Origin of the sequence: Actinomadura meyerae (assembly GCF_900188445.1) — a bacterium.
GTDB lineage: Bacteria > Actinomycetota > Actinomycetes > Streptosporangiales > Streptosporangiaceae > Spirillospora > Spirillospora meyerae.
In genome coordinates this window covers 1-22,866 of the sequence record NZ_FZOR01000063.1, presented here as the reverse complement: position 1 = coordinate 22,866, position 22,866 = coordinate 1, and the positions used below count along the sequence as shown (strand labels likewise).

The 22,866-nt window shown below is 71.2% G+C and carries 23 protein-coding genes; 20 read left to right on the top strand and 3 right to left on the bottom strand.

Annotation, left to right across the window (positions count from 1 at the left end):
* The first annotated feature begins 32 nt into the window (after positions 1-32).
* Positions 33-893, top strand: a complete 861-nt coding sequence (gene prmC / locus CHF16_RS37080) for a peptide chain release factor N(5)-glutamine methyltransferase (protein WP_089330869.1) — start codon at positions 33-35, stop codon at positions 891-893.
* A 142-nt stretch (positions 894-1,035) separates the two neighbouring features.
* Positions 1,036-1,977 carry an L-threonylcarbamoyladenylate synthase gene (locus CHF16_RS37075; RefSeq protein WP_089330868.1) on the top strand — a complete coding sequence of 314 codons (942 nt, stop codon included), beginning with the start codon at positions 1,036-1,038 and terminating at the stop codon, positions 1,975-1,977.
* Positions 1,978-2,227: 250 nt separating this feature from the next.
* On the opposite strand, the gene CHF16_RS37070 is transcribed toward CHF16_RS37075, so the two are convergent.
* Positions 2,228-2,659: a hypothetical protein gene (locus CHF16_RS37070; RefSeq protein WP_143228279.1), complete on the bottom strand. Its 432-nt coding sequence runs from the start codon at positions 2,657-2,659 to the stop codon at positions 2,228-2,230.
* A gap of 129 nt (positions 2,660-2,788) precedes the next feature.
* Here CHF16_RS37070 and CHF16_RS37065 point away from each other — a divergent pair, with 129 nt between their 5' ends.
* The 14 genes from CHF16_RS37065 (at position 2,789) to CHF16_RS37000 (ending at position 15,780) form a co-directional block, all read left to right on the top strand.
* Positions 2,789-3,772: a DUF2207 domain-containing protein gene (locus CHF16_RS37065; protein ID WP_179271887.1), complete on the top strand. Its 984-nt coding sequence runs from the start codon at positions 2,789-2,791 to the stop codon at positions 3,770-3,772.
* A gap of 276 nt (positions 3,773-4,048) precedes the next feature.
* Entirely contained in the window at positions 4,049-5,206 is a 1,158-nt protein-coding gene (locus tag CHF16_RS37060; protein ID WP_089330865.1) for an MraY family glycosyltransferase, read from the top strand.
* Positions 5,207-5,462: 256 nt separating this feature from the next.
* Positions 5,463-5,879 (top strand): Cg1360 family ATP-synthase-associated protein, encoded by a 417-nt coding sequence (locus CHF16_RS37055; protein WP_143228278.1) that lies wholly within the window; start codon positions 5,463-5,465, stop codon positions 5,877-5,879.
* Positions 5,880-5,963: 84 nt separating this feature from the next.
* Entirely contained in the window at positions 5,964-6,188 is a 225-nt protein-coding gene (locus tag CHF16_RS37050; RefSeq protein WP_089330863.1) for an AtpZ/AtpI family protein, read from the top strand.
* A gap of 70 nt (positions 6,189-6,258) precedes the next feature.
* Complete coding sequence (gene atpB / locus CHF16_RS37045; RefSeq protein WP_089330862.1) at positions 6,259-7,053, top strand: F0F1 ATP synthase subunit A; 795 nt, start codon at positions 6,259-6,261, stop codon at positions 7,051-7,053.
* Between the two features lie 98 nt (positions 7,054-7,151).
* A complete protein-coding gene (gene atpE / locus CHF16_RS37040; protein ID WP_089330861.1) occupies positions 7,152-7,388 on the top strand; it encodes an ATP synthase F0 subunit C in 237 nt (78 codons plus the stop codon).
* A gap of 32 nt (positions 7,389-7,420) precedes the next feature.
* The gene (locus tag CHF16_RS37035; RefSeq protein WP_179271886.1) at positions 7,421-7,978 is read left to right on the top strand and encodes a F0F1 ATP synthase subunit B; all 558 of its coding nucleotides are present in this window, start codon (positions 7,421-7,423) and stop codon (positions 7,976-7,978) included.
* Positions 7,975-8,796, top strand: coding sequence for a F0F1 ATP synthase subunit delta (locus tag CHF16_RS37030; RefSeq protein WP_089330860.1), 822 nt, complete (start codon positions 7,975-7,977; stop codon positions 8,794-8,796). Before CHF16_RS37035 ends, CHF16_RS37030 begins: the two co-directional genes overlap by 4 nt.
* 94 nt (positions 8,797-8,890) lie before the next feature.
* Positions 8,891-10,525 (top strand): F0F1 ATP synthase subunit alpha, encoded by a 1,635-nt coding sequence (gene atpA, locus CHF16_RS37025; RefSeq protein ID WP_089330859.1) that lies wholly within the window; start codon positions 8,891-8,893, stop codon positions 10,523-10,525.
* A gap of 5 nt (positions 10,526-10,530) precedes the next feature.
* A complete protein-coding gene (locus CHF16_RS37020; protein ID WP_089330858.1) occupies positions 10,531-11,427 on the top strand; it encodes a F0F1 ATP synthase subunit gamma in 897 nt (298 codons plus the stop codon).
* Positions 11,428-11,429: 2 nt separating this feature from the next.
* Positions 11,430-12,860 carry a F0F1 ATP synthase subunit beta gene (gene atpD / locus CHF16_RS37015; RefSeq protein ID WP_089330857.1) on the top strand — a complete coding sequence of 477 codons (1,431 nt, stop codon included), beginning with the start codon at positions 11,430-11,432 and terminating at the stop codon, positions 12,858-12,860.
* 81 nt (positions 12,861-12,941) lie between these two features.
* Positions 12,942-13,328 (top strand): F0F1 ATP synthase subunit epsilon, encoded by a 387-nt coding sequence (locus tag CHF16_RS37010; RefSeq protein WP_089330856.1) that lies wholly within the window; start codon positions 12,942-12,944, stop codon positions 13,326-13,328.
* A gap of 214 nt (positions 13,329-13,542) precedes the next feature.
* Positions 13,543-14,007 carry a DUF2550 domain-containing protein gene (locus tag CHF16_RS37005; RefSeq protein ID WP_089330855.1) on the top strand — a complete coding sequence of 155 codons (465 nt, stop codon included), beginning with the start codon at positions 13,543-13,545 and terminating at the stop codon, positions 14,005-14,007.
* A gap of 168 nt (positions 14,008-14,175) precedes the next feature.
* The gene (locus tag CHF16_RS37000) at positions 14,176-15,780 is read left to right on the top strand and encodes a M28 family peptidase (RefSeq protein WP_245869764.1); all 1,605 of its coding nucleotides are present in this window, start codon (positions 14,176-14,178) and stop codon (positions 15,778-15,780) included.
* Positions 15,781-15,874: 94 nt separating this feature from the next.
* On the opposite strand, the gene CHF16_RS36995 is transcribed toward CHF16_RS37000, so the two are convergent.
* A complete protein-coding gene (locus CHF16_RS36995) occupies positions 15,875-16,816 on the bottom strand; it encodes a DUF4097 family beta strand repeat-containing protein (protein WP_089330854.1) in 942 nt (313 codons plus the stop codon).
* A 138-nt stretch (positions 16,817-16,954) separates the two neighbouring features.
* Positions 16,955-17,677: a cob(I)yrinic acid a,c-diamide adenosyltransferase gene (locus CHF16_RS36990; RefSeq protein WP_245869763.1), complete on the bottom strand. Its 723-nt coding sequence runs from the start codon at positions 17,675-17,677 to the stop codon at positions 16,955-16,957.
* Positions 17,678-17,747: 70 nt separating this feature from the next.
* On the opposite strand from CHF16_RS36990, the gene CHF16_RS36985 reads away from it, so the two are divergent.
* From CHF16_RS36985 to CHF16_RS36970, 4 genes are all read left to right on the top strand, one after another.
* On the top strand, positions 17,748-19,340 hold the full coding sequence (locus CHF16_RS36985) for a GMC family oxidoreductase (protein ID WP_089330853.1): 1,593 nt from the start codon (positions 17,748-17,750) through the stop codon (positions 19,338-19,340).
* Positions 19,341-19,716: 376 nt separating this feature from the next.
* Positions 19,717-20,928 carry a serine hydrolase domain-containing protein gene (locus tag CHF16_RS36980; RefSeq protein ID WP_089330852.1) on the top strand — a complete coding sequence of 404 codons (1,212 nt, stop codon included), beginning with the start codon at positions 19,717-19,719 and terminating at the stop codon, positions 20,926-20,928.
* Between the two features lie 31 nt (positions 20,929-20,959).
* Positions 20,960-22,033 carry a DUF6745 domain-containing protein gene (locus tag CHF16_RS36975; RefSeq protein WP_089330851.1) on the top strand — a complete coding sequence of 358 codons (1,074 nt, stop codon included), beginning with the start codon at positions 20,960-20,962 and terminating at the stop codon, positions 22,031-22,033.
* Positions 22,034-22,043: 10 nt separating this feature from the next.
* On the top strand, positions 22,044-22,487 hold the full coding sequence (locus tag CHF16_RS36970) for a hypothetical protein (RefSeq protein WP_089330850.1): 444 nt from the start codon (positions 22,044-22,046) through the stop codon (positions 22,485-22,487).
* Positions 22,488-22,866: the final 379 nt, after the last annotated feature.

The following is a 22,866-nucleotide window of genomic DNA, read 5'->3' as shown; positions in this document are numbered from 1 at the left end:
CCGGGGCTCGTGCCCCCTCGAAGGGCACGACCATGAGCCTGCTGCTCGACGAGATCGCCAGGGCGACCGCGCGCCTCGCGGACGCGGGCGCCGCCTCCCCCCGCGCCGACGCCGAGGAACTCGCGGCGGCCGTGCACCAGGTGCGGCGCTCGGAGCTGCACGGCGTCCCCGACAGCGCGTTCGACGCCCGGTTCTGGGAGTACGTCGCGCGCCGCGAGGCGGGGGAGCCGCTTCAGCACATCACCGGCCGCGCCTACTTCCGCTACCTGGAGCTGAAGGTCGGGCCGGGAGTGTTCGTCCCGCGCCCGGAGACCGAGGTGATGGTCGGCTGGGCGCTGGAGACGCTCCGCGACATGGACGTCCGCGACCCCCTGGTCGTCGACCTCGGCACCGGGTCGGCCGCGATCGCGCTGTCCATCGCGCTGGAGGCGCCCCGCGCGCGCGTGCACGCGGTGGAGAAGGACCCGACCGCGTTCGTGCACGCCACCCGCAACATCGAGGAGCTGGACGAGCGGGGCCGCGTCCGGCTCCACCTGGACGACTTCGCCACCGCGCTGCCCGAGCTGGACGGCACCGTCGACCTGGTCGTCAGCAACCCCCCGTACATCCCGATGAGCGAGTGGGAGTACGTCCCGCCGGACGTCCGCGACCACGACCCGGCGGACGCGCTGTGGGGCGGCGGCGACGACGGCCTGGACGCGATCCGGGTGGTCGAGCGCACCGCCCGCCGGCTGCTGCGCCCCGGCGGCTACGCGGCGGTCGAGCACAGCGACCTGCAGGGCAACGCGGTGTACTGGGTGTTCGCCGAGGAGAACGGCTGGCGGGACGTCCGCAACCGCCGCGACCTCACCAACCGGGACCGCTTCGTCACCGCCCGGCTCGCGACCGACTAGCTCGCCCGGTTCGTGACCGGCCGGCCGGCCGATCGGCCGGGTCCGGGGCCGTGACGGGCCCCGGCTCAGGGCTCGCGACCCCCGCTATCCTGGGCGGTGCCAATCCGATGAGCATGGCGCGCAGATGGGAAGACGGGCGATCGTGAGCCGACGTTATGACTGCTCAGAGCCGATGGAGCGCACCCGCGGGATCGCCGAGGCCGCGTCGGCCGTGCGGCGCGGCGAGCTGATCGTCCTGCCGACCGACACCGTCTACGGCGTGGGCGCGGACGCGTTCGTGGCGCCCGCCGTGTCCGCGCTGCTGGACGCGAAGGGCCGCGGCCGGGAGATGCCCCCGCCGGTGCTGGTCGGCTCGGTGCGCGCCGCGACCGCCCTGGTGGACGACCTCGGCGTCTACGGGCAGGACCTCATCGACGAGTTCTGGCCGGGCGCGCTGACGCTGGTGTGCCGCGCGAACCCGAACCTCATGTGGGACCTCGGCGAGACCAAGGGCACCGTCGCCGTCCGGATGCCGATGCACGAGCTGGCGGTGGAGCTGCTCAAGGAGACCGGCCCGATGGCCGTGAGCAGCGCGAACCTGAGCGGTCAGCCCGCGGCCCGCAACGTCGACGAGGCCGAGAAGATGCTCGGCGACGCCGTCTCGGTCTACCTGGACGGCGGCGTGTCGGGGCGCGCCGACCCGTCCACGATCCTCGACCTGACCGGTCCCGTGCCGCGCCTGCTGCGCGCCGGCGCCGTCCCGGTCGACAAGATCCGCGCCGTGGTCGGCGTCCTCCTCACCGACGACGACGAGCCGGCCGACGGCGAAGAGGCCGACCAGCCGACTGAGGCGGTTGAGCAGGGTGGGGAAGGGGAGGCCGCAACGGGCTCCTCCGAGCGCGAGCAGGTCAAGCTCTCCCTCACCAAGGAGGAGGCGCCAGCGGCGCAGGACGAGCCCGCTGAGGCCCTTGCAGACGCCGCTGAGGCCCTTGCGGAACCCGCTGAGCCCCCTGCGGACGCCGCTGAGATCCCTGCGGACGCGGCGGAGGCTTCCGCGAAGCCGTCCCTGACGAAGAAGGAAGCGGACGCCGCTCCGAACGACTGACTTCCGCCGGGTTCGCGCTGCCCCTTCCGGGCCCGCGCGGAAGGCCGTCCGAAGAAAGTTCGAATGCTGCGCGTGCTTCGCGAAGCGACTTGACAGAAGGGCGTTCTGGTCGGCACGGGGTTCTCGATGTCCGCCAGCGAACCGGTGAATTCGTTGGGCTGCCGAAGGCGCGGCGCCGAAGCCGCCCCAGAACAGCGCGAAGGCCCCGCCGGGCCGGGCGGGGCCTGTGTCGGCAGGCCGGACGAGCGGCTCAGAAGAGCTTCTTGCCCTTGCCGTAGTAGTACTTGCCGGTCTTCTTGTTCCGGCCGCACTCCTGCACCCACAGGTGGCTGCTGTAGCTGGAGCTGACGCTGATCTTTACGGTGGCCTTGCCGTCGAAGTTGTACTTCGCTCCGCCGGACGTCACACCGATGATCTTGAAGCGCGACCAGTACTTCTTGTTGCCCTCGGTGAACAGGAACCGGACGCAGGCGGTCCAGCCGTTCTTCTTGGTGTCGCGGAGGTAGCCCTTGACGTAGGTCTTGCCGCCGCTCCGGGTGTAGGTGCCCCAGGCGTCGATCTTGCCGTAGGAGTTGATCGGCTTCCAGCTCTTGGCGGCCGCCGCCTCGGCAGGGGCGCCCACGGCGGCCATGCCGGCCATCAGGGTGCCGGCGGTCAGGGCTACTGCAGCGAATCGCCGCATAGGTCCCTCCAGGCTCGGTTCTCGGGGGGTTAGCGATCGATAACTTAGCAGTGACCGGACGATTTCCTCGCGGTGCGCCCTCGACGTTGTACCGGCACGATCATGGGCACCCGTGGAACCATGCCTGACGTGCGTGGCCGTGTCCGGGGGCGCGTGATCTTCATGGGCCTCCTGCTGCCGATCCTGGTGCTCGTGCTGCCCGCCCCCGCCGGCGCCGCGCCGGGACGCTCGGCCGGGGAGCGCATCCCCACCTACGACGTCGTGCTGCGGATCGGCTCCGACGGCGTCCTGCGCGTCCGCGAGACGATCACCTACGACTTCGACCGGAGCGAGCACGGGATCGTCCGGCACGTGCCGTTCCGGCGCGGCGACCGGGTCTACGACGTGCGGAACGTGCGCACGAGCTCCTCCACCGGTGCGCCGTCCCGCGCCCGGATGTCGCGGTTCCTGCGGGACGTGCGGATCGCCGTCGGCGACCGGCACCGCGCGGTCAGCGGGCGCCAGGCGTACGTGCTGGAGTACGAGGTCCGGTGGGCGTTCACCCCGCGCGCCCGCCACGACGAGCTGGAGTGGGACGCGATCGGGACGGACTGGGACGTCCCGATCGGGAACGCGGCGGTGCGGGTCGAGGCGCCGGTCCCGCTGCGGCGGGTGGCCTGCCGGGCGGGCGCTCCGGGCGCGTCGACCCGGTGCCTGCGCGACCGCGACGGGCCGTACGCCGTCGACTTCGTCCAGAACGGGCTCGCCCCGCACGAGGGCATGCGGATCCGGGTCCGGCTGCCCAAGCACGCGATCACCGTCCCGGCGCCGCGCCATGTCCCGCCGCGCTGGGCCGGAGGCTGGCCGGGGACCGCGGTGCTGGCGATGGCCCTGGGGGCGGTCGCGCTGCTCCCGCGCCTCGCGGCGCCGGGCCGCCGGGCCGGTGCGGGGCTGGTCGCGGCGGGCCTGCTGCTCGTGGTCGCCGACGCGGGGGAGGAGGTCGCGGGCCGCGGGTTCTGGGCGTTCTCGCTGGGTAACGGGTGCCTCGCGGGTCTCGCGCTGGTGATCGTCGGCTCCGGGGTACTCTGCGCGCACCGCTTCGCCCCGCTCCGCTGGACGCGGCTCCCGCGCTGACCCGCACCGGACGCCCCGCCGGACGCCCCGCCGGACAACCCCCGGGACGCCCCGCCGCACGCCCCCGCCAGATCGGCGCCGACTGATCGGCAGCGGACGGCGGCCGGGTGGGTCTACAGTTGGTCGGTCGCGGCGCGAACACATCCGCCGGATCGTTCGTCTAACGGAGACGATGGCCCTTTCGGGCCAGGTGGGTCCGGGTGGGCATCCGGGTGGATGGGGTGCGCCGGGCGGGGTACCACGGCGGCGGCGATCGGTGAAGGGGGGCGCGGGGGAGTGCGCGAATACCTGCTCACGATCCTCGTCGCCGCTCTCGTCGCCTACCTGCTGACCCCGTCGGTGCGCCGGTTCGCCGTCTGGTTCGGGGCGCAGGCCGTCCCGCGCGACCGCGACGTGCACGTGATCCCGACGCCCCGGCTCGGCGGCCTGGCGATGTTCGGCGGGATGGTGGCGGCCCTCGTGGTGGCGACCGGGCTGCCGGAGATGCGCAAGGTCCTGTCCGACGGCGACATCAGCGTGGCGAAGGCGCTGCTGCTGTCGGGCGGGCTGATCGTGCTGATCGGTATCGTCGACGACCGGTGGGAGGTGGACGCGCTCACCAAGTTCGCCGGGCAGGTCGCGGCCGCCGGGATCTTCATCATGCAGGGCATCCAGATCTACGTGATCCCGCTGCCGACCGGCGAGTCGCTGTCGCTGCCGCCCGCCTACGGGGTGCCGCTGACCGTCCTCGTCGTGGTCGCCACGATCAACGCGGTGAACTTCATCGACGGCCTGGACGGCCTCGCCGCGGGCGTCGTCGGGATCGCCGCGCTCGCCCTGTTCTCCTACGCCTACCTGCTGTCGAAGGCCAACGGGCTGACCACGCTGACCGGCGCGACGCTCATCGCCGCGGTCCTGTTCGGGATGTGCGCGGGGTTCCTGCCGCACAACTTCAGCCCCGCCAAGATCTTCATGGGCGACACCGGTTCGATGCTGATCGGGCTGCTGCTCAGCGCGTCCACGATCATGCTGACCGGGCAGTTCGACCCGGCCATCCTCGCCAACGGGCTGTTCCCGTTCTTCGTCCCGGTGCTGCTGATCCCGGCGGTGGCCGCGGTCCCGTTCATGGACATGCTGCTCGCGGTGCTGCGCCGCACCAGCCAGGGCCGGTCGCCGTTCTCGCCGGACAAGCAGCACCTGCACCACCGGCTGCTGCAGCTCGGCCACTCCACGCGCCGCGCCGTGCTGATCATGTACTTCTGGGTGGGGCTGCTGGCGTCCGGGCTGGTCGGGCTGGCGCTGTTCAACGCCGCGTGGATCACCCTCGGGGTGACGCTGCTGGTCGCGGTCGCCGGGGTCGTGCTGATGCTTCGCAAGCCGGGCCGCCGCAAGCCCGCCGCGGACGACGCGGGCACCGGCGACCAGCCGGTCCGGCGCCCGCCGATGCGGGTCTGATCCGGGTCATCCCCTGGTCACGCGCCGTTTCCGTCCGGACGCGGCCGCGGCGGGACGAGCACCCCGGCACGTCGTTATCCGATGTGGTAAAAGCAGGCCCTGAGCTGGGCTAAAGTCCCAGGTGCGAGCGTGACCGGTGGCCGCCTCCGCGGCCCCGCAAACGCATTACCTCTAGGGTAATTGTGGACAATCCGGACGCTTGTGATACCTTTCACGAACAAGAAACGACCACTGACCGTGACCAGCCGGAGCCCTCATGCAAACCTCCGACGCTCGGATGCTCCGCGGCGCAGCGATCCCGACCTCGGTCGCCGGGGTGGCCGCCGTGGTGATCGGCCTGCTGGCCGCCGGCGCCAAGGGCGCCCTCGCGGCGGCACTGGCCTCCGTCGTGGTGATCGCCTTCTTCTCGATCAGCGCACTGGTGGTCTCCTGGGCCGCCCGGTACTCCGCGCAGACGATGATGCTGGCCGCGCTGGCCAGCTACATGGTGAAGATCCTCGCGGTGATGGTGCTGGTCACGACGATGGACGGCGTCTCGATCTGGAACACCAAGGTGTTCGGCTGGACGGTCATCGGGCTCGCGCTGCTCTGGATCGCCGCCGAGTTCCGGGTCGTGCTGCAGCGGAGGCCCTACATTGACGAACCCGACAGCGTCCTCGACCGGAGCCCGTGATGCGCGACTCGCGGACGGTACCGGGCCCGAGGGACTACTCCAATATGACCACCGCATGGGTGGCCTGCTATCGTCCGGAGCGCGATGAGCGAGCAGAAGCCCCGGCCGGAGGACGGCCAGCGGGAATTCGCCGACGTCGCCTGGTCCGTGCCCAGCTACCTTCTCTCCGGGATGATCATCTGGGGCGGCATCGGGTGGCTGCTGTCCGCATGGACGCACCAGACCTGGCTGATCCCCATCGGCCTGATCATCGGTGCCGGGCTCGCCATCTACCTGGTCTACCTGAAGTACGGCAGCCACTCCTCCTGAGCGGCCCCGCCGAGGAAGCCGCCGAGGAAGCCTTCGTGAAACATCACCACATTGATGAAGGGAACGCCGCGTGAACGCGCTGACGGTCCTCGCCACCGGGGGAGAAGAGTTCAAAGCCCCGGGCCCGGAGCTGTTCGACTTCCCGCCCCTGTTCGCCGGCGGCCCGGAGTGGCTGACCAAGCCCGTCGTCTTCTCGGTCGTCGGTGCCCTGCTGGTCTGCGTCCTCTTCTGGATGGCGTTCGCCAAGCCGAAGCTCGTGCCGCGCGGCCTGCAGAACATCGGTGAGATCGGCTACATGTTCGTGCGGGACGAGATCGCCCGCCCGTTCCTCGGCAAGAACACCGACCGGTGGATGCCGATGCTGATGTCGCTGTTCTTCCTGATCTGGTTCTGGAACATCTTCGCGGTCGTCCCGATCATCCAGTTCCCGGTCGCGTCGCACATCGCGTTCCCGATCGTCCTCGCGGTGTTCGTCTACATCGTCAAGGTCTACCTCGGCTTCAAGCACCAGGGTCCGGTGAAGTACTTCACCAACATGATCCCCAAGGGCCTGCCGCTGCCGGTCTACTTCCTGCTGGTGCCGATCGAGTACCTCTCGACGTTCATCCTCGCGCCGTTCACCCACGCGGTCCGGCTCTTCGCCAACATGTTCGCCGGGCACACGATCCTGGCGTTCTTCAGCCTGGTCGGCTTCTGGTTCATCTTCGAGAAGCCCACCGCGCTCGGGTTCGGCGTCGGCATCGTCGGCGTGATCGTCACGATCCTGCTGACGGCGCTGGAGCTGCTGATCCAGTTCCTGCAGGCGTTCCTGTTCGCGATGCTCGCCGCGATGTACATCCAGAGCGGCCTCGAAGCGGACCACTAAGCCCCTCCGGTCCGGCCCCGGTGCCGGGGCCGGCGCAGACAACCTCGTTAGCCCAGACCGGCGGAGCGTCCGCCGGCCGACAGAAAAGGAATGAACCCATGACGGGAGCCGTCCTCGCCGCAGTCGAAGGCAACGTCACCTCGATCGGCTACGGCCTCGCGGCCATCGGCCCGGGCATCGGCATCGGCATCATCTTCGGTCAGGGCGTGAACGCCATCGCCCGCCAGCCGGAGCTGACCGGCGTCATCCGCACCAACATGCTGCTGGGCTTCGTCCTCACCGAGGCGCTGGCCCTCATCGGTCTGGTCGCGCCCTTCATCTTCCAGGGCATCTGACCACGGGTTCCAACTGAGGAAGGGCTGCAGACATGATCACAGCAGCTTCCGTCCTAGCGGCGGAGGAGAACAACCCTCTCGTCCCGCACCCGTACGAGCTGGTCGTCGGCATCTTCTCGTTCCTGGTCGTCATGATCGTCCTGGGCCGCATCCTGGTCCCGCGTCTGCAGAAGACGCTGGAGGAGCGGACCCAGGCGATCGAGGGCGGCCTGGAGCGGGCCGAGCAGGCGCAGAAAGAGGCCCAGCAGGTCCTCGATCAGTACAAGTCCCAGCAGAAGGCGGCCGCGGTCGAGGCGTCCAACGAGCGGCGCAAGGCCGAGGAGCAGGGCGCGCAGATCATCGCCGAGGCCAAGGAGAAGGCCCAGGCGGAGGCCCGCAAGATCGTCGAGGACGCCAAGAAGCAGATCGAGGCCGAGCGGCAGCAGGCGCTGCAGTCGCTGCGCGCCGAGATCGGCGCCATGTCGGTCGAGCTCGCCGGGCGCGTCGTGGGCGAGTCCCTCGAGGACAGCGCGCGGCAGAGCCGGGTCGTCGACCGGTTCCTCGAGGAGCTGGAGAGCCGCGCCAGCACGCAGGAGCAGATCACATCATGACCATCACGGGAGCGGTGAGCAGGGCGTCGCTCGCCCAGGCCAGGACCCGGCTGGAGGCCGTCATCCCCTCCGCCGACCTGGCCGCGCTGGGCGCCGACCTGTTCGCGGTGCTGCACCTGATCGACCGCGAGCACGGCCTGCGCCGGGCGGTTTCCGACCCGGCGCGGGACGGTGCCGACAAGGCGCAGCTCGTCCAGATCCTGCTGGAGGGCAAGGTGTCGCCGGCCGCTCTCGGGCTGGTCGCCGACGTCGTCCAGCTGCGCTGGTCCAAGCCGTCGGAGCTGGCGGACGCGGTGGAGACCCTCGCGGTCACCGCCGAGGCCGCCCGCGCCGAGGCCGACGGGCAGATCGACGACCTGGAGGACGAGCTGTTCCGGTTCTCCCGCGTCGTCGAGGGGGAGGTGGAGCTGCGCTCCGCCCTCACCGGGCCCGGACTGCCGGACGACCGCAAGCTCGGACTGGTCAACGCGCTGCTGGAGGGCAAGGTCACTCCGGCCACGCTGACGCTGGTCACCGAGCTCGTGCTGCGTCCGCGAGGACGTAGCCTGGAAGGCGGGCTCGCCGAGTTCGGCAAGCTCGTCGCCCAGCGCCGGCAGCGGCTGGTCGCGCTGGTGCGCACGCCGACCGACCTGTCGGCGCGGCAGCGGTCCCGGCTGGCCGCGGTGCTCGCCGCCGCGTACGGACACGAAGTACACCTGAACATCGAACTCGACCCGAGCGCGATCGGCGGACTGTCGATCGAGATCGGGGACGAGATCATCGACGGCACGATCGCCGGACGGCTGGACGACGTCCGCCGGCGGCTCGGCGCGGGCTGAGGCCGGTAAGCCGGCTCCACTGCCAGTGCCGGTAGGACCGGCTCGAATGCCGAGTGCCGGTAGAGCTGACCCTTGAGGGAGCAAGAGAGGAATCATGGCGGAGCTGACGATCCGTCCGGACGAGATCCGGAACGCGCTGGAGCGCTTCGTCCAGTCGTACGAGCCCGAGGCCGCCGCGCGCGAAGAGGTCGGCACCGTCGTCGATTCCGGCGACGGTATCGCCCACGTCGAGGGCCTGCCCTCCGCGATGGCGAACGAACTCCTGGAGTTCGAGGACGGTACCCGTGGCCTGGCTCTGAACCTGGACGTGCGCGAGATCGGCGCCGTTGTCCTGGGCGACTTCAGCGGAATCGAGGAGGGCCAGAAGGTCCGGCGGACGGGCGAGGTCCTGTCGGCGCCGGTCGGCGACGCCTTCCTCGGCCGCGTCGTCGACGCGCTGGGCAACCCGCTGGACGGCCTCGGCCCGGTCGAGTCGACCGAGCGCCGTGCGCTGGAGCTGCAGGCCCCCACGGTCGTGCAGCGCCAGTCGGTGAAGGAGCCGCTGCAGACCGGCATCAAGGCCATCGACGCGATGACGCCGATCGGCCGGGGCCAGCGGCAGCTGATCATCGGTGACCGGCAGACCGGCAAGACCACGGTCTGCGTGGACACCATCATCAACCAGAAGGACGCCTGGGAGTCCGGCGACCCGAGCAAGCAGGTGCGCTGCATCTACGTCGCGGTCGGCCAGAAGGGCTCCACGATCGCGAACGTCCGCCGCTCCCTGGAGGAGGCCGGCGCGCTGGAGTACACCACGATCGTGGCGGCTCCCGCGTCCGACCCGGCGGGCTTCAAGTACATCGCCCCCTACACCGGGTCCGCGATCGGGCAGCACTGGATGTACCAGGGCAAGCACGTCCTGATCGTGTTCGACGACCTGTCGAAGCAGGCCGAGGCGTACCGCGCGGTGTCGCTGCTGCTGCGCCGCCCGCCGGGCCGCGAGGCCTACCCCGGCGACGTCTTCTACCTGCACTCCCGCCTGCTGGAGCGCTGCGCGAAGCTGTCGGACGACATGGGCGGCGGCTCGATGACCGGCCTGCCGATCATCGAGACCAAGGGCAACGACGTGTCGGCCTACATCCCGACGAACGTCATCTCGATCACCGACGGGCAGTGCTTCCTGGAGACGGACCTGTTCAACCAGGGCGTCCGGCCGGCGATCAACGTCGGTATCTCGGTCTCCCGGGTCGGCGGCTCCGCGCAGATCAAGGCGATGCGCAAGGTCGCCGGCACGCTGCGCCTGGCGCTGTCGCAGTTCCGCGACCTGGAGGCGTTCGCCGCCTTCGCGTCCGACCTGGACGCCGCGTCCCGCGCCCAGCTGGAGCGCGGCGCCCGCCTGGTCGAGCTGCTGAAGCAGCCGCAGGGCGCGCCGTTCCCTGCCGAGCAGGAGGTCGTGTCCGTGTGGGCGGGCACCTCCGGCGAGCTGGACGACGTCCCGGTCGCCGACATCCGCCGCTTCGAGCGCGAGTTCCTCGAGTACATCCAGCGCGAGGAGGGCGGCCTGCTGACCGCCATCCGCGAGACGGGGCAGCTCTCCGACGACGGCCTCACCAGCCTCAAGAACGCCATCACGGAGTTCAAGAAGGGCTTCCAGACCAGCGAGGGCGAACTGCTGGCCGAGGAGCCCGTCGAACCGATCGAGGCCGAGGACGTCGAGCAGGAGACCATCACCCGCGTCAAGAAGGACTGACGCCGATGGCCGCACAGCTTCGCCAACTCCGGCAGCAGATCAAGACGGTCAAGTCGACCGCCAAGATCACGCGTGCCCAGGAGATGATCGCCACGTCGCGGATCGTCAAGGCCCAGCAGGCGGTGGCGGCGTCCAAGCCGTACGCCGACCAGATCACGCAGGCCCTGACCGCGCTGGTGAGCCACCATGTGGGGATCGACCACCCGCTCCTGCAGGAGCAGCCGGCCGACACCCGCAGCGCCGTCCTGGTCATCACCAGTGACCGCGGGTTCTGCGGCGCCTACAACGCCAACGTGATCCGCGAGGCCGAGTCCCTGATCCGCGCGCTGCGCGACGAGGGCCGCGAGCCGGTCCCGTACGTGGTGGGCAACAAGGGCATCACCTGGTACCGGTTCCGGGACCGGGAGGTCGCGCAGACCTGGCACGGGTTCAGCGACCGCCCGGCCTTCGCGAACGCGGAGGAGATCGGCCGCCGGCTCACCCGGGACTTCCTCAAGACCGACGCCGAGGGCGGCGTGGGCGAGATCCACGTGGTCTACACCGAGTTCGTCTCGATGCTGACCCAGTCCGTCCAGGTCAAGCGGCTGGTGCCGCTGGAGATCGAGGAGAGCGAGTCCGCCAAGGTCCCGCCGGCGTACGAGTTCGAGCCGTCCGCGCAGGCCGCGCTCGACCTGCTCCTGCCCAACTACATCGAGAGCCGCATCTTCCACATGCTGCTGCAGTCGGCGGCGTCGTTCCAGGCGTCGGTCCGGCGGGCGATGAAGTCGGCGACCGACAATGCCAACGAACTGCTCGGGGTCTACACGCGCCAGATGAACCAGGCGCGGCAGGCCGCGATCACCCAGGAAATCAGCGAGATCGTCGGTGGCGCTGACGCGCTCGCCGAGTCTGGCGGGGAGTGATAATGACTGCACAGGTAGAGACGGCGACCGCGACCGGGCGCGTCGCGCGCGTCATCGGCCCGGTCGTCGACGTGGAGTTCCCCGCCGACGCCCTCCCGGACATCTACAACGCCCTGAACGTGCAGGTCACGCTCGGCGGCGAGGAGAAGACCCTGACCTTCGAGGTCGCCCAGCACCTGGGCGACAACATGGTCCGGGCGATCTCCATGCAGCCGACGGACGGCCTGGTCCGCGGCGCCCCGGTGACCGACAGCGGCGAGTCCATCGCCGTCCCCGTCGGCGACATCACCAAGGGCCACGTGTGGAACGCCCTCGGCGAGGCGCTGGACGCCCCGACCGCGTCGCTGGAGATCAACGAGCGCTGGGGCATCCACCGCAAGGCGCCGGCGTTCGACCAGCTGGAGTCCAAGACCGAGATGCTGGAGACCGGCATCAAGGTCATCGACCTGCTCGCCCCGTACGTCAAGGGCGGGAAGATCGGGCTGTTCGGCGGCGCGGGCGTGGGCAAGACCGTCCTCATCCAGGAGATGATCCGCCGCGTCGCCCGCAACTTCGGCGGCACCTCGGTGTTCGCCGGCGTCGGCGAGCGCACCCGTGAGGGCAACGACCTCTGGGTGGAGATGGACGAGGCGGACGTCCTCAAGGACACCGCCCTGGTGTTCGGCCAGATGGACGAGCCGCCGGGCACCCGGCTGCGCGTCGCGCTGTCCGCGCTGACGATGGCGGAGTACTTCCGCGACGTCCAGGGCCAGGACGTGCTGCTGTTCATCGACAACATCTTCCGGTTCACCCAGGCCGGTTCGGAGGTCTCCACGCTGCTCGGGCGCATGCCGTCCGCGGTGGGGTACCAGCCGACGCTGGCCGACGAGATGGGCGTGCTCCAGGAGCGGATCACCTCGACGCGCGGTCACTCGATCACCTCGATGCAGGCGATCTACGTGCCCGCCGACGACATCACCGACCCGGCGCCGCACACCACGTTCGCGCACCTGGACGCCACCACGACGCTCTCCCGGAGCATCTCCGAGAAGGGCATCTTCCCGGCGGTCGACCCGCTCGACTCCACCTCGCGGATCATGGACCCGCAGATCCTGGGGAACGAGCACTACGAGGTCGCCCAGGAGGTCGTGCGGATCCTGCAGAAGTACAAGGAGCTGCAGGACATCATCGCGATCCTCGGTATCGACGAGCTGTCCGAGGAGGACAAGGTCACCGTCCAGCGGGCGCGGCGCATCGAGCGCTTCCTGTCGCACCCGATGTACGTGGCCGAGCAGTTCACCGGGCAGCCCGGTGTGACGGTCTCCAAGGACGAGACGGTCGCCTCGTTCAAGGCGCTGGCCGAGGGCAAGTACGACCACCTGCCCGAGCAGGCGTTCTTCATGTGCGGTGGCATCGAGGACGTCGAGAAGAAGGCCAAGGAGCTGGAGAAGTAGTCCGCACCGGCGGGGCCGTCCCCGGGCCGCGTGCCCGGGGGCGCCCCGCCGGTACCGCTCCAGTATTCGGAGGGAACGAACGTGGCAACCCTACGGGTCGGGCTGGTCTCGCCGGAGCGCGAGATCTGGTCCGGCGAGGCCAAGATGGTGGTCGCCCAGACCATCGAGGGGTCGCTCGGCATCCTGCCGGGCCACGCCCCGGTGCTGGGCGTCCTGCTGGACGGCAGCGTGGTGAAGATCGAGCCGGCGGACGGCGGCGAGCCGATCACGGCGGCGGTCGGCAGCGGCTTCTTCTCGGTCGCGGCCGACGAGGTGTCGGTGCTGGCGGAGCAGGCCGAGCTGGGCGGCGAGATCGACGTCGACGAGGCCCGGCGGGCGCTGGACGCGGCGCTCGAGCAGGCGGCCGAGGACGCGACGCCGGAGCGGCGCGCCCGGGCGCGGCTGCGCGCGGCGGGCATCGAAGCCTGACATCGGCCGCGGGCGTCAGAGTCTGACATCGGGGCCCCGGCTTCGGGGCCCCGGCATCGGGCCTCGTTGCGGGCCCGGTTTCGGGGCCCTGACCTCCGGGGCCCTGGCATCAAGGTCCGGCAGCGGCGTCTGGCATCATGGCCTGACTTCAAGGCTCGATGCCGGGGCTTGACGGCCGGCATCGGGGTCCGGAGTTCGACGGACGGCGGGGGACTTGGGCGAGCAGGTGGCACTGGAGGTGGGCGGTGCGCTCACCGTGCTCGTCCTCGTGGCTGCCCTGCTGTTCGTCTCCATGGCGGTGCGGCGCTGGCTGTTCACGCGCGGCGGCGGCACCGTGGAGTGCAGCCTGCGTGAACTGTCCCGGGAGGGCGGAGCTCCGGGGGTGTGGCGGCTCGGCATCGGCCGGTACAAGGGCGATGAGCTCCACTGGCACCGCGTGTTCGGTTTCCGCAGACGGCCCCGGCAGGTGATCCACCGCCGGGGCCTCGTCGTAGCCAACCGGCGCCGGCCCGGCCCGGAGGAGGCCGAGAGCCTGCTCCCGGACGTGAGCGTCATCGAGGTGCGGGACGGGGACCTCACCGTCGAGCTGGCGATGGGCGCGGAGGCCCTGACCGGCTTCCTGTCCTGGCTGGAGGCGGCCCCGCCCGGCCTTCCGGTGGATCTGCGCCCGCCCGAGTGACCCCTGCGGGTATGTATGAGCCCGCGGCGCGGCATGGGCCGGTAAGGCTCCGGTATCGAATCGTTCTGGCGTTGGCGGTGCCGCTTGAGGCGGCAGGGGCGCGCGGCGAGGATCGCTGCTGGTCCGCTCGGTCCCCGTTCACGGGGGATCCCGTCCGCTGGAGTGCACGTGCGCAAGCTGATCACCGGCCGCAACCTCCTCACCGGCACCGCCGTGGCACTGCCCGCGCTGTTCCTGCCGCTGGCCCTTCCGGCGGCGGGCGCCGCACCGGCCCGGCCCGACCTCGCGAAGCTGGTGACGCTGAAGGCCGTCCGGGAGCACCTCGCCGCGTTCCAGGAGATCGCCGACTACAACGGCGGCAACCGCGCGGCGGGCACCCCCGGCTACGGGGTGTCGGTGAAGTACGTGGTCGGACGCCTCCGGAAGGCCGGTCTCACCGCGAAGGTGCAGAAGTTCAGCTACCCGTACTGGGAGGAAAAGTCCCGGTCGGCGTTCGCGCGGACGGCGCCGTCCAGGAAGTCCTACGAGCGGGAGAAGGACTTCCTGACGTTCGTCTACTCGGGGGCGGGCGACGTGACCGCGGCCGCGGCCGCCGTTGACTACCCGGCCAAGGGCGAGGGCACGAGCGGCTGCGAGAAGAGCGACTTCAGGGGGTTCGCGAAGGGGACGATCGCGATCGTCCAGCGCGGCACGTGCACGTTCGCGGTGAAGGCGGCGCGGGCGCGCGCGGCGGGCGCGTCCGCCCTAGTCGTGGCGAACAAGCCGGGGGAGAAGGGGCCGGTGAACGGGACGGTGTCCAAGCCCGTCGCGATCCCGGTCATCGGCGTCACGCACGAGCTGGGCGCCTCGCTCGCCAAGGCCGCCGAAGGTGCGCGGCATGGGAAGAAGAGCGCCAAGGGAGCGAAGGGCCCTAAGGGTGGGAAGAAGAGTGCGCGGGAGGCGAGGGCCGGTCTGCGGCTCCGGGTGAAGACCGACACGGTGCACGGGAAGCGGTCGTCGTCCAACGTCATCGCCGACACCGAGCACGGGGACCCCGACAACGTGGTCGTCGCCGGGGCGCATCTCGACAGCGTTCCGGACGGCGCGGGCATCAACGACAACGGCAGCGGAGCCGCCGCGCTCCTCGCCATCGCGGAGGAGATCAAGGAGCTCGGCGCGAAGGGGCTGCGCAACCGGGTGCGGTTCGCCTGGTGGGGCGCCGAGGAGGAGGGCCTGCGGGGGTCCGAGCACTACGTGAAGTCGCTGCGGGCGTCCGAGCGGGAGAAGATCGCGCTGAACCTCAACTTCGACATGCTCGGCTCGCGCAACGGCGTCCGCGCCCTGTACGACGGGGACGGCTCCACCGGCGCCGGGACGCGGCCGCCCGCCGGGTCCGGGGCGATCGAGAAGATGTTCCGCGACTACTTCAAGAGTCGCCGGCTGCCGACCACCGAGAGCGCGTTCGACGGGCGCTCCGACTACGGCCCCTTCATCGACCGGGGCATCCCGGCCGGCGGCATCGCGACCGGCGCCGAGGGCATCAAGACCGCCGCCGAGGCGAAGATGTTCGGCGGCCGGGCGGGCAAGGCGTACGACCCCTGCTACCACGCCCGCTGCGATCGGCTGAAGAACGTGAACCTCAAGTTCCTCGACTCCAACACCGACGGTGTCGCGCACGTCCTGCAGCATCTCGCCCGGACGACGGTCGCGGTCAACGGCGGTGCCCGCCTGGCCCTGCGGGTCCGCCCGTCCGTCCGCGAGCCGGTCTGGCAGGGGCCGTACCAGGTTCGCTAGCGGGTGCGGGCGGCCGGGCCGAGTGACGGGTCCGGGCTCTGAGCGACGGGGTCTCCGCGGCGAGGTCTCCGCGGCGGGGTCTCCGCGGCGGGGCTCAGTAGGGCGCTACGAGGATGCCGCCGTCGCGGGTGGACAGCTTGATCTTGCGGTCGGACCGGGAGTCCTCGTGGATGCCCGGGTCGATGTCCTTGCCGCCGTCGACGGAGTGCGCGGTGATGGCATAACCCTCGTCGCCGGGCGGCAGGCAGAGCTTGATGGAGCCGCTCTCGGCTTCGGCGTCGACGGCCTTGGGCGGCGCGGCGAGCCGCAGATCGATGCCGCCGTCGCTGCTGCGGGCGGTGAGCCGGTCGGTGGTCAGCCCGGTCGCGTGGACGCCGCCGTTCTCACTCCTGAGGTCGGCGACGGTGGCGGTCCCGCTGAGCCGGATGCTGCCGTCGGCGGAGCGGACCTTCAGCGTCCCGGCGGTCAACCCGTTCGCGTTCACCGACCCGTTCTGGCTGCGGATGTCGGCGGTGGTGACGCGGCCGGAGATGCGCACCGACCCGTCCTGCGAGACGAGGGACACGCTGGACGCGTTCAGGTCCGTCGCCCTGATCGAGCCGTTCTCGCTGTGCAGCCGCACCGTCCCGCTGAGCCCGGACGCGTCGATCCGGCCGTCCCGGCTCTCGACCTCGACCGGCAGCGAGCGCGGCACCCGGACGCGGTAGGAGACGCCGCACGACGACATTCCGATGCCGATCGCCTGCCCGCCGCACTTGGCGGTGAGCTTCACCGTGCCGCCCTCGGTGACGTGCTCGACCTTCGGCTTGTTCTTGTCGTTGGACCAGCGCAGCCGCTCGCTGACCTCGATGCCGGGCGAGTCGGACGCGGTCACCACGATCCGGTCGCTGGTCCCCTCGATCCGCAGCTTGGTGGCGCCGGCCGGCGCGGAGTAGGAGCGGTCCTCGTGACCGCTGCCGAAGCTCACGTTGCCGCAGGCGGTCAGCGTCGCCGCCGCCACCGCTGCCAGCGCGGCCGTGCCCGTCAGGGTCCTCACGTGGTCTCTCCCGTTGTCGCCGTGCCCCTTACACGACCAGCCTGTCCGGTACGGGGCGGCGGTACCAGGTGGGGAGCCGGTGAGCCGGTGGTGGGGTTAGCCCCACCCCCGGCGCCGCACCGGCCTGTTCGGGCGCCGTCAGCGCTCCCCGCCCGGCTTCCACAGGACGTCGCCGTGCCCCGCGTTCGCCACGCGGCACAGGATGAACAGCAGGTCGGACAGCCGGTTGAGGTACTTAGCGGTGAGCGGGTTCACGCCGCCCGACGCGACCTCGCCGGCGCTGCCGTGCGCCTCGATCGCCGCCCAGGTGGTGCGTTCGGCGCGCCGCGTCACCGTCCGCGCGACGTGCAGCAGCGCCGCGCCCGGCGTCCCGCCCGGCAGGATGAAGCTGCGCAGCGCCGGAAGCTCGGCGTTGTACTCGTCGCAGGCCGCCTCCAGCCGCTCGATGTAGGACGGCTCGACGCGCAGCGGCGGGTACTGCGGGTCCGGGACGACCGGCGCGCACAGGTCGGCGCCCACGTCGAACAGGTCGTTCTGCACGCGGGTCAGCAGCGCCGCGACGCCGTCCGGCAGCGCGCCGAGCGCGAGGGCCGCGCCGATCGCGGCGTTGGCCTCCTCGACGTCGGCGTAGGCGGCCAGGCGCGGATCGGTCTTGCGGGTCCGGGACGCGTCGCCGAGCGCGGTGGTGCCGTCGTCGCCCGTCCGGGTATAGATGCGCGAGAGCACGACGGGCTTGTCCCTGTCCTTGCCGCTCGCCCCGTCCGCGTCGCTCGTCCCGGTTGCGTCGCTCGTAGGGGGCGCGTCGCTCGTCGTGGCCGGTGCCTCGTCCCTGCTCGCCGCCATGTCGGGGTTGTTCGCCATAGCCGCAGCCTAGCCCTGCCGTTGTCCGAAGCCCGTTCGGTAGGGTTCCGGAAAGACCCCGGAGGCCGCCGTGTACGACTACATCATCGTGGGAGCGGGGAGCGCGGGCTGCGTTCTCGCCGCCCGACTCACCGAGGACCCCTCCGCCAAGGTCCTGCTGCTGGAGGCGGGCCCGCCCGACGACGCACCGGAGATCCACATCCCGGCCGCCGTCGCGTCGCTCATCAAGGGCCCCTACGACTGGGACTACGCGACCGTCCCGCAGGAGCACGCCGCGGGGCGCAGCGTGTACTGGCCGCGCGGCCGGACGCTCGGCGGCAGCTCGTCCACCAACGCGATGATCTACATCCGCGGCGCCCGGTACGACTACGACACCTGGCGGGACGCGCACGGCTGCGACGGCTGGGGCTACGAGGACCTGCTCCCGTACTTCCGGCGGGCCGAGGACCAGCAGCGCGGCGACCTCCCCTACCACGGCGTCGGCGGCCCGCTCCGCGTCGAGGACCTGCGCTACAAGCATCCGCTGACCCGCGCCTGGGTGCAGTCGGCCAAGGCGTACGGCCTCGCCGCGAACCCCGACTTCAACGGCGCCGACCAGGACGGCGTGGGCTTCTACCAGGTCACCCACAAGCGGGGGCGGCGCTGGTCGACCGCCGCCGGGTACCTGCACCCGATCGAGAACCGGCCGAACCTCACCGTCGTCACCGACGCGCTCGCCACCCGGGTGGTGATCGAGGACGGGCGTGCCGTCGGCGTCCGGTACGAGGCGCGCGGCGAGGCGCACTCGGCCCGCGCGGACGCGGAGGTCATCCTGTCCGGCGGCGCGGTGAACAGCCCGCAGCTCCTCATGCTGTCGGGCGTCGGCCCCGCCGACCACCTGCGCTCCCACGGCATCGACGTCCTGGTCGACTCGCCGGTGGGGCAGGGCCTCCAGGACCACCCGTTCGTGAACGTCATGTTCGCCACGCCGCGGACGAAGGTGCTGTGGGAGCAGGCCAACGCGCGTTCGTTCGCGCTGTACCAGGCGCTGGCGCGCGGCCCCTACGCGTCCAACGTGGCCGAGGCGGGCGGGTTCGTCCGGACGGTCGAAGGGCTGCCCGCGCCCGACCTCCAGTACCACGTCCTGCCGACGCCGTTCGTGAACCAGGGGCTCGTCGACGTGACCGAGCGGCTGCTGTCGGTCATGGTCACCGCGATCGCGGTGGAGAGCCGCGGCGCGCTGACCCTGCGGTCGGCCAGCCCGCACGCCAAGCCGCTGATCGACCCCGCCTACCTCGCCGCCAAGGCCGACCTGGACATCCTGGTCGCGGGCGTCCGGCAGGCCCGCGAGATCGCCGCGTCCGGGCCGCTCTCCTCGCTGATCGGCGGCGAGTGGGCACCGGGCGAGCAGGCCGACTCCGACGAGGCCGTCACCGAGTTCGTCCGCCGCGAGGTCGCGACGCTGTTCCACCCGACCAGCACGTGCGCGATGGGCGGCGACGACGCCGTCTGCGACCCCGAGCTGCGGGTCCGGGGCGTGGAGGGCCTGCGCGTCGTGGACGCGTCCGTCATGCCGACCGTTCCGCGGGGCAACACCAACGCGCCGACGATCGCCATCGCCGAGCGTGCCGCCGACCTGATCCGGGGCCGTACTCCGCTCGCGCCCGCCAACGCGGGGAGCTGAACCGCGCTTTTCCTCCGGCGGCTTGGTCGGCTTGGTCGGCTCGGTCGGTTCGGCTCAAGAAACGAGTACGCCCCCGTCCTCGGGGGACGGGGGCGTGCGCTGCGTACAGGCGGCGGGCGTCACCGCTTCAGGGCCTTCGCAATCCGGACGCGGCGGGCGTCCTTGGCCTCGGCGCGCAGTACGCGTACGCGGTCGTTGATGATGACCTTGTCGAACTCCGGGCGGATCATGTCTGGCTCCTCGTTTCCGCCGGGCCCTTGTGGCCCGACATGTACAAGGTTCGTCCTAAGCCCCCACCCCCCGCATGGGGACGACGCCTTATATCCGCCGCCTCAGACCGCCTTAGGCCGCGGCCTGCGGGCCGAAAGGACCTGAGTTGGACGCCCAGTCGCGCATCCAGGACCTCGCCGACCGCCTTACCGGGTCCGGTGAGGAGGTCGGCGTCCAGATCGCCGCCTACCTCGACGGCGAGCCCGTGGTGCGGGTGTGCGCCGGCATGGCGGACGCGACCACCGGCCGCCCGGTCGACCAGCGGACCCTCTTCCCTGTCGCGGGCCTGATCCCGACCGTCGTCCACGTGCTCGCCGATCGCGGGGTGCTCGACTACGGCGTCCCGGTCGCCGCCTACTGGCCGGAGTTCGCCGCGCATGGAAAGACCGGGATCACGCTCGCACACGTCCTCGCGCACACCGCCGGGGTACCGCAGGCACCGCCAGGCATCGTCCTGGACGATCTCGCCGACTGGGACGGGATGTGCGCGCGCATCGCGGATCTGCGGCCGCTCTGGCGCCCCGGCATGGCGACCGGATGGCATGCCCTGAGCTTCGGTTTCATCCTCGGAGAGGTCGTCCGGCGGGTCACCGGACGGCCCCTGCCCGAGGTGCTGCGGGAGGAGGTGGCCGCTCCGCTCGGCGTCCCCGATGACCTGTTCTTCGGTGTCCCCGCCGCCGACCTGCCCCGGGCGGTGCGGCTGGAGGACGGAGAGCTGATGGAGCCCTCGGCCCTGTACCCGCCCGGTTCGCTCTACCACGAGGTCGTCCCGGAGTGGCTGCGGGCGAACGCCGGGCTGGCCAACCGGCCCGAGTGCTGGATGCTGCCGGGCCCGGCCGGTAGCGCGGCCACGGCGGACGCCGTCGCCCGCATGTTCGCCGCGCTCATCGGGGAGGTCGACGGGGTCCGGCTCGTCGGTCCCGCCACTACGGGTCGGCTCTCGGAGGCCCTCACGGTCGCGGAGGACAGGGTGACGAAGGTGCCCACGCCGAAGGGACTCGGTTACGAGGTCGGCATCGCGTCGATGGGGAACACCTGCGCCTTCGGCCGGCACGGTGTCGACGGTCTCGCGTTCGCCGACCCCGGGCGCGGATTCGCCTTCGCCTACCTGCACAGCCTCCTGTCGGACGAGCCGCTGGGCAACGCGTACCGGGTCGCCGACGAGGTCCGGCTGGCGCTCGGCCTGGAGAGCGGGTTGCTCCAGGCGATCAGGCGGAGAGCGGTGCGGCGGGCGGCGCGCCGCCTCCGCGCCCGCGCCGCCCGTCGGCGCAAGAGGGTGGACGGATGGGTGCGGGATCTGCGATCATCCGGCACATGATCGATGAAAGGGGCGTCGCCGCCCTCGTCCGGTGAGCGACCACGTGCAGCGGGAAGCTGCGAACGTCCGCTCGGAATGGCTCGGGCATCTGCTGTCCACCGAGCCCGCCGACCGTCCGGCCGCCGAAGCGGCCATCTCCGAGTTCTACCGCCTGATCGGCCTCGGTCCGCCGCGTTTCCACTGGGTGGCTTCGCCTGTGGCGGCCGTGGAGACCGTCCCGCCCGGCGTCCGGGCCCTCGAAGCACCCGACCGCTTCCAGGACTGGCCCCTGCCTCCGCGTTTCCGCCGGCTGCTCGGCGAACTCACCGTGGAGCTCGAAGCGGCGGTCGGGCGCGGCCATCCGCAAGTGGGGCTGATCGCGGGCCAGCTGGTGCGGTCACCGCTCATGAACTCCGTGCGGAGCACACTCCGGGTGGCGCTCCGGTCCGAACACGAAGTGAGGGAGCGAGGGGTCGACTGGCATGCGGCCTGGTGCCTCTCCCGGGTCGCCTACTTCGACGCCATTCGCCGCACGTCCGGTGTGGTCTTCACGGCTGAGCAGCAGCGGTTGCTCGACCTGTGGGCGACGCTCGTCCGGTCCTGCGGCTGGTGGTGGCCGCGCGAGGACGTGTGCACCGTCTCCGAGCGGCCCGTCGAACTGCACACCGAGGTCTGGGACGACGACGGGCTGGTGAGACTGCACCGCGCGGACGGCCCCGCCCTCCGGTTCGGCGACGGGTGGGACGTCCACGCCTGGCACGGCACGCGCGTGCCGTCGTGGGTGATCGATGCCCCGGACGTCGGGCGCATCGAACGGGAGGCCAATGTCGAGGTCCGGCGGTGCGCGATCGAGAGCATCGGGTGGGGCGACTACATCGACCGGGCCGGGCTGCGGCTCGTCGCCGTCGCGCCCGACCCCGGCAACCCCGGCTCCGAGCTGCGCCTCTACGACCTGCGCGATCGGACCAGGGTGCTGCTCGCCGTCAACGGCTCCGTCGAGCGCGACGGGCACCGCCGCCGCTACGGGCTGACCGTGCCGGACGGCATCGCCGATCCGGTCGCCGCCGCCGGCTGGACCTACGGCCTGTCCGCCGACCAGTACGCACGCCTCGTCCGCCGAACCTGAAGGTGATCTCATGACCGTGACTCTCGCGTCCCTTTCCCAGCAGACCGGACTCGCCGTGCTCGACCATCTGGAGCAGTCGGTGAGCATCCCCGTCGTCGACGGGCTCCAGGCCCAGGGCGACCTGATCGTCATCCCCTTCTCCGAAGTCTCCGCCTCCGTGTCGTTGCCGCCGAACGTGGACTGGAAGGACGTCCCGAGTGAGGGCGTCGAACTGCTGCGAGGCCAGGCGGGCGGCAACCCACATACGCTTGTCGCCGATCCCGGCACCTGCCGCTGGACCACGCGGGTGTCCGATTCCCTTTTCCTGACGATCGGCGTTTTCGAGGCGTCCGCTCCCGTGTATCTGCTGCATCCCGAACACGGCGCCTCCGGCTGCGCGCCGGGCCGTTACGTCGTGCGGCGGCAGCGGGAGTACACGGCTGGTGGATGGGGATCGCGGTTCGTCGCCGACTAACTTAGCTCGGTTCCGCAGGTATTTCTGGTAAGCGCCTCCGTCCGGTCGGGCGGGGGCGCTTCTTTGTGTCGGCTGCTGTTGGGTGCGTGGCTGAGGTCTCTTTTTATCGGGGCTTATGTGGTGCTGGTGGTGGACGGTTGCGGTGGCCTTCCGGAGGTGGGTGCGCACGTTCAAGTGCGTTGCCGGTTGCTGTCACGTTGGTTGCTGTAGGTGGTTGGGGTGGGGTGTTGATCTGCGGCTTGGTGCGGGGTGCTGTAGGTGCCGCGCTTCGCGCGGAAAGCGGTCGGCTAGGCCGTGTTTCAGAAGTCGTTGGGCGTGGTGGTTGGCTGCGCTATCGGTGAGCTAGCCAGATGATGGTGTCTTTGGCGATCTTGCTTGG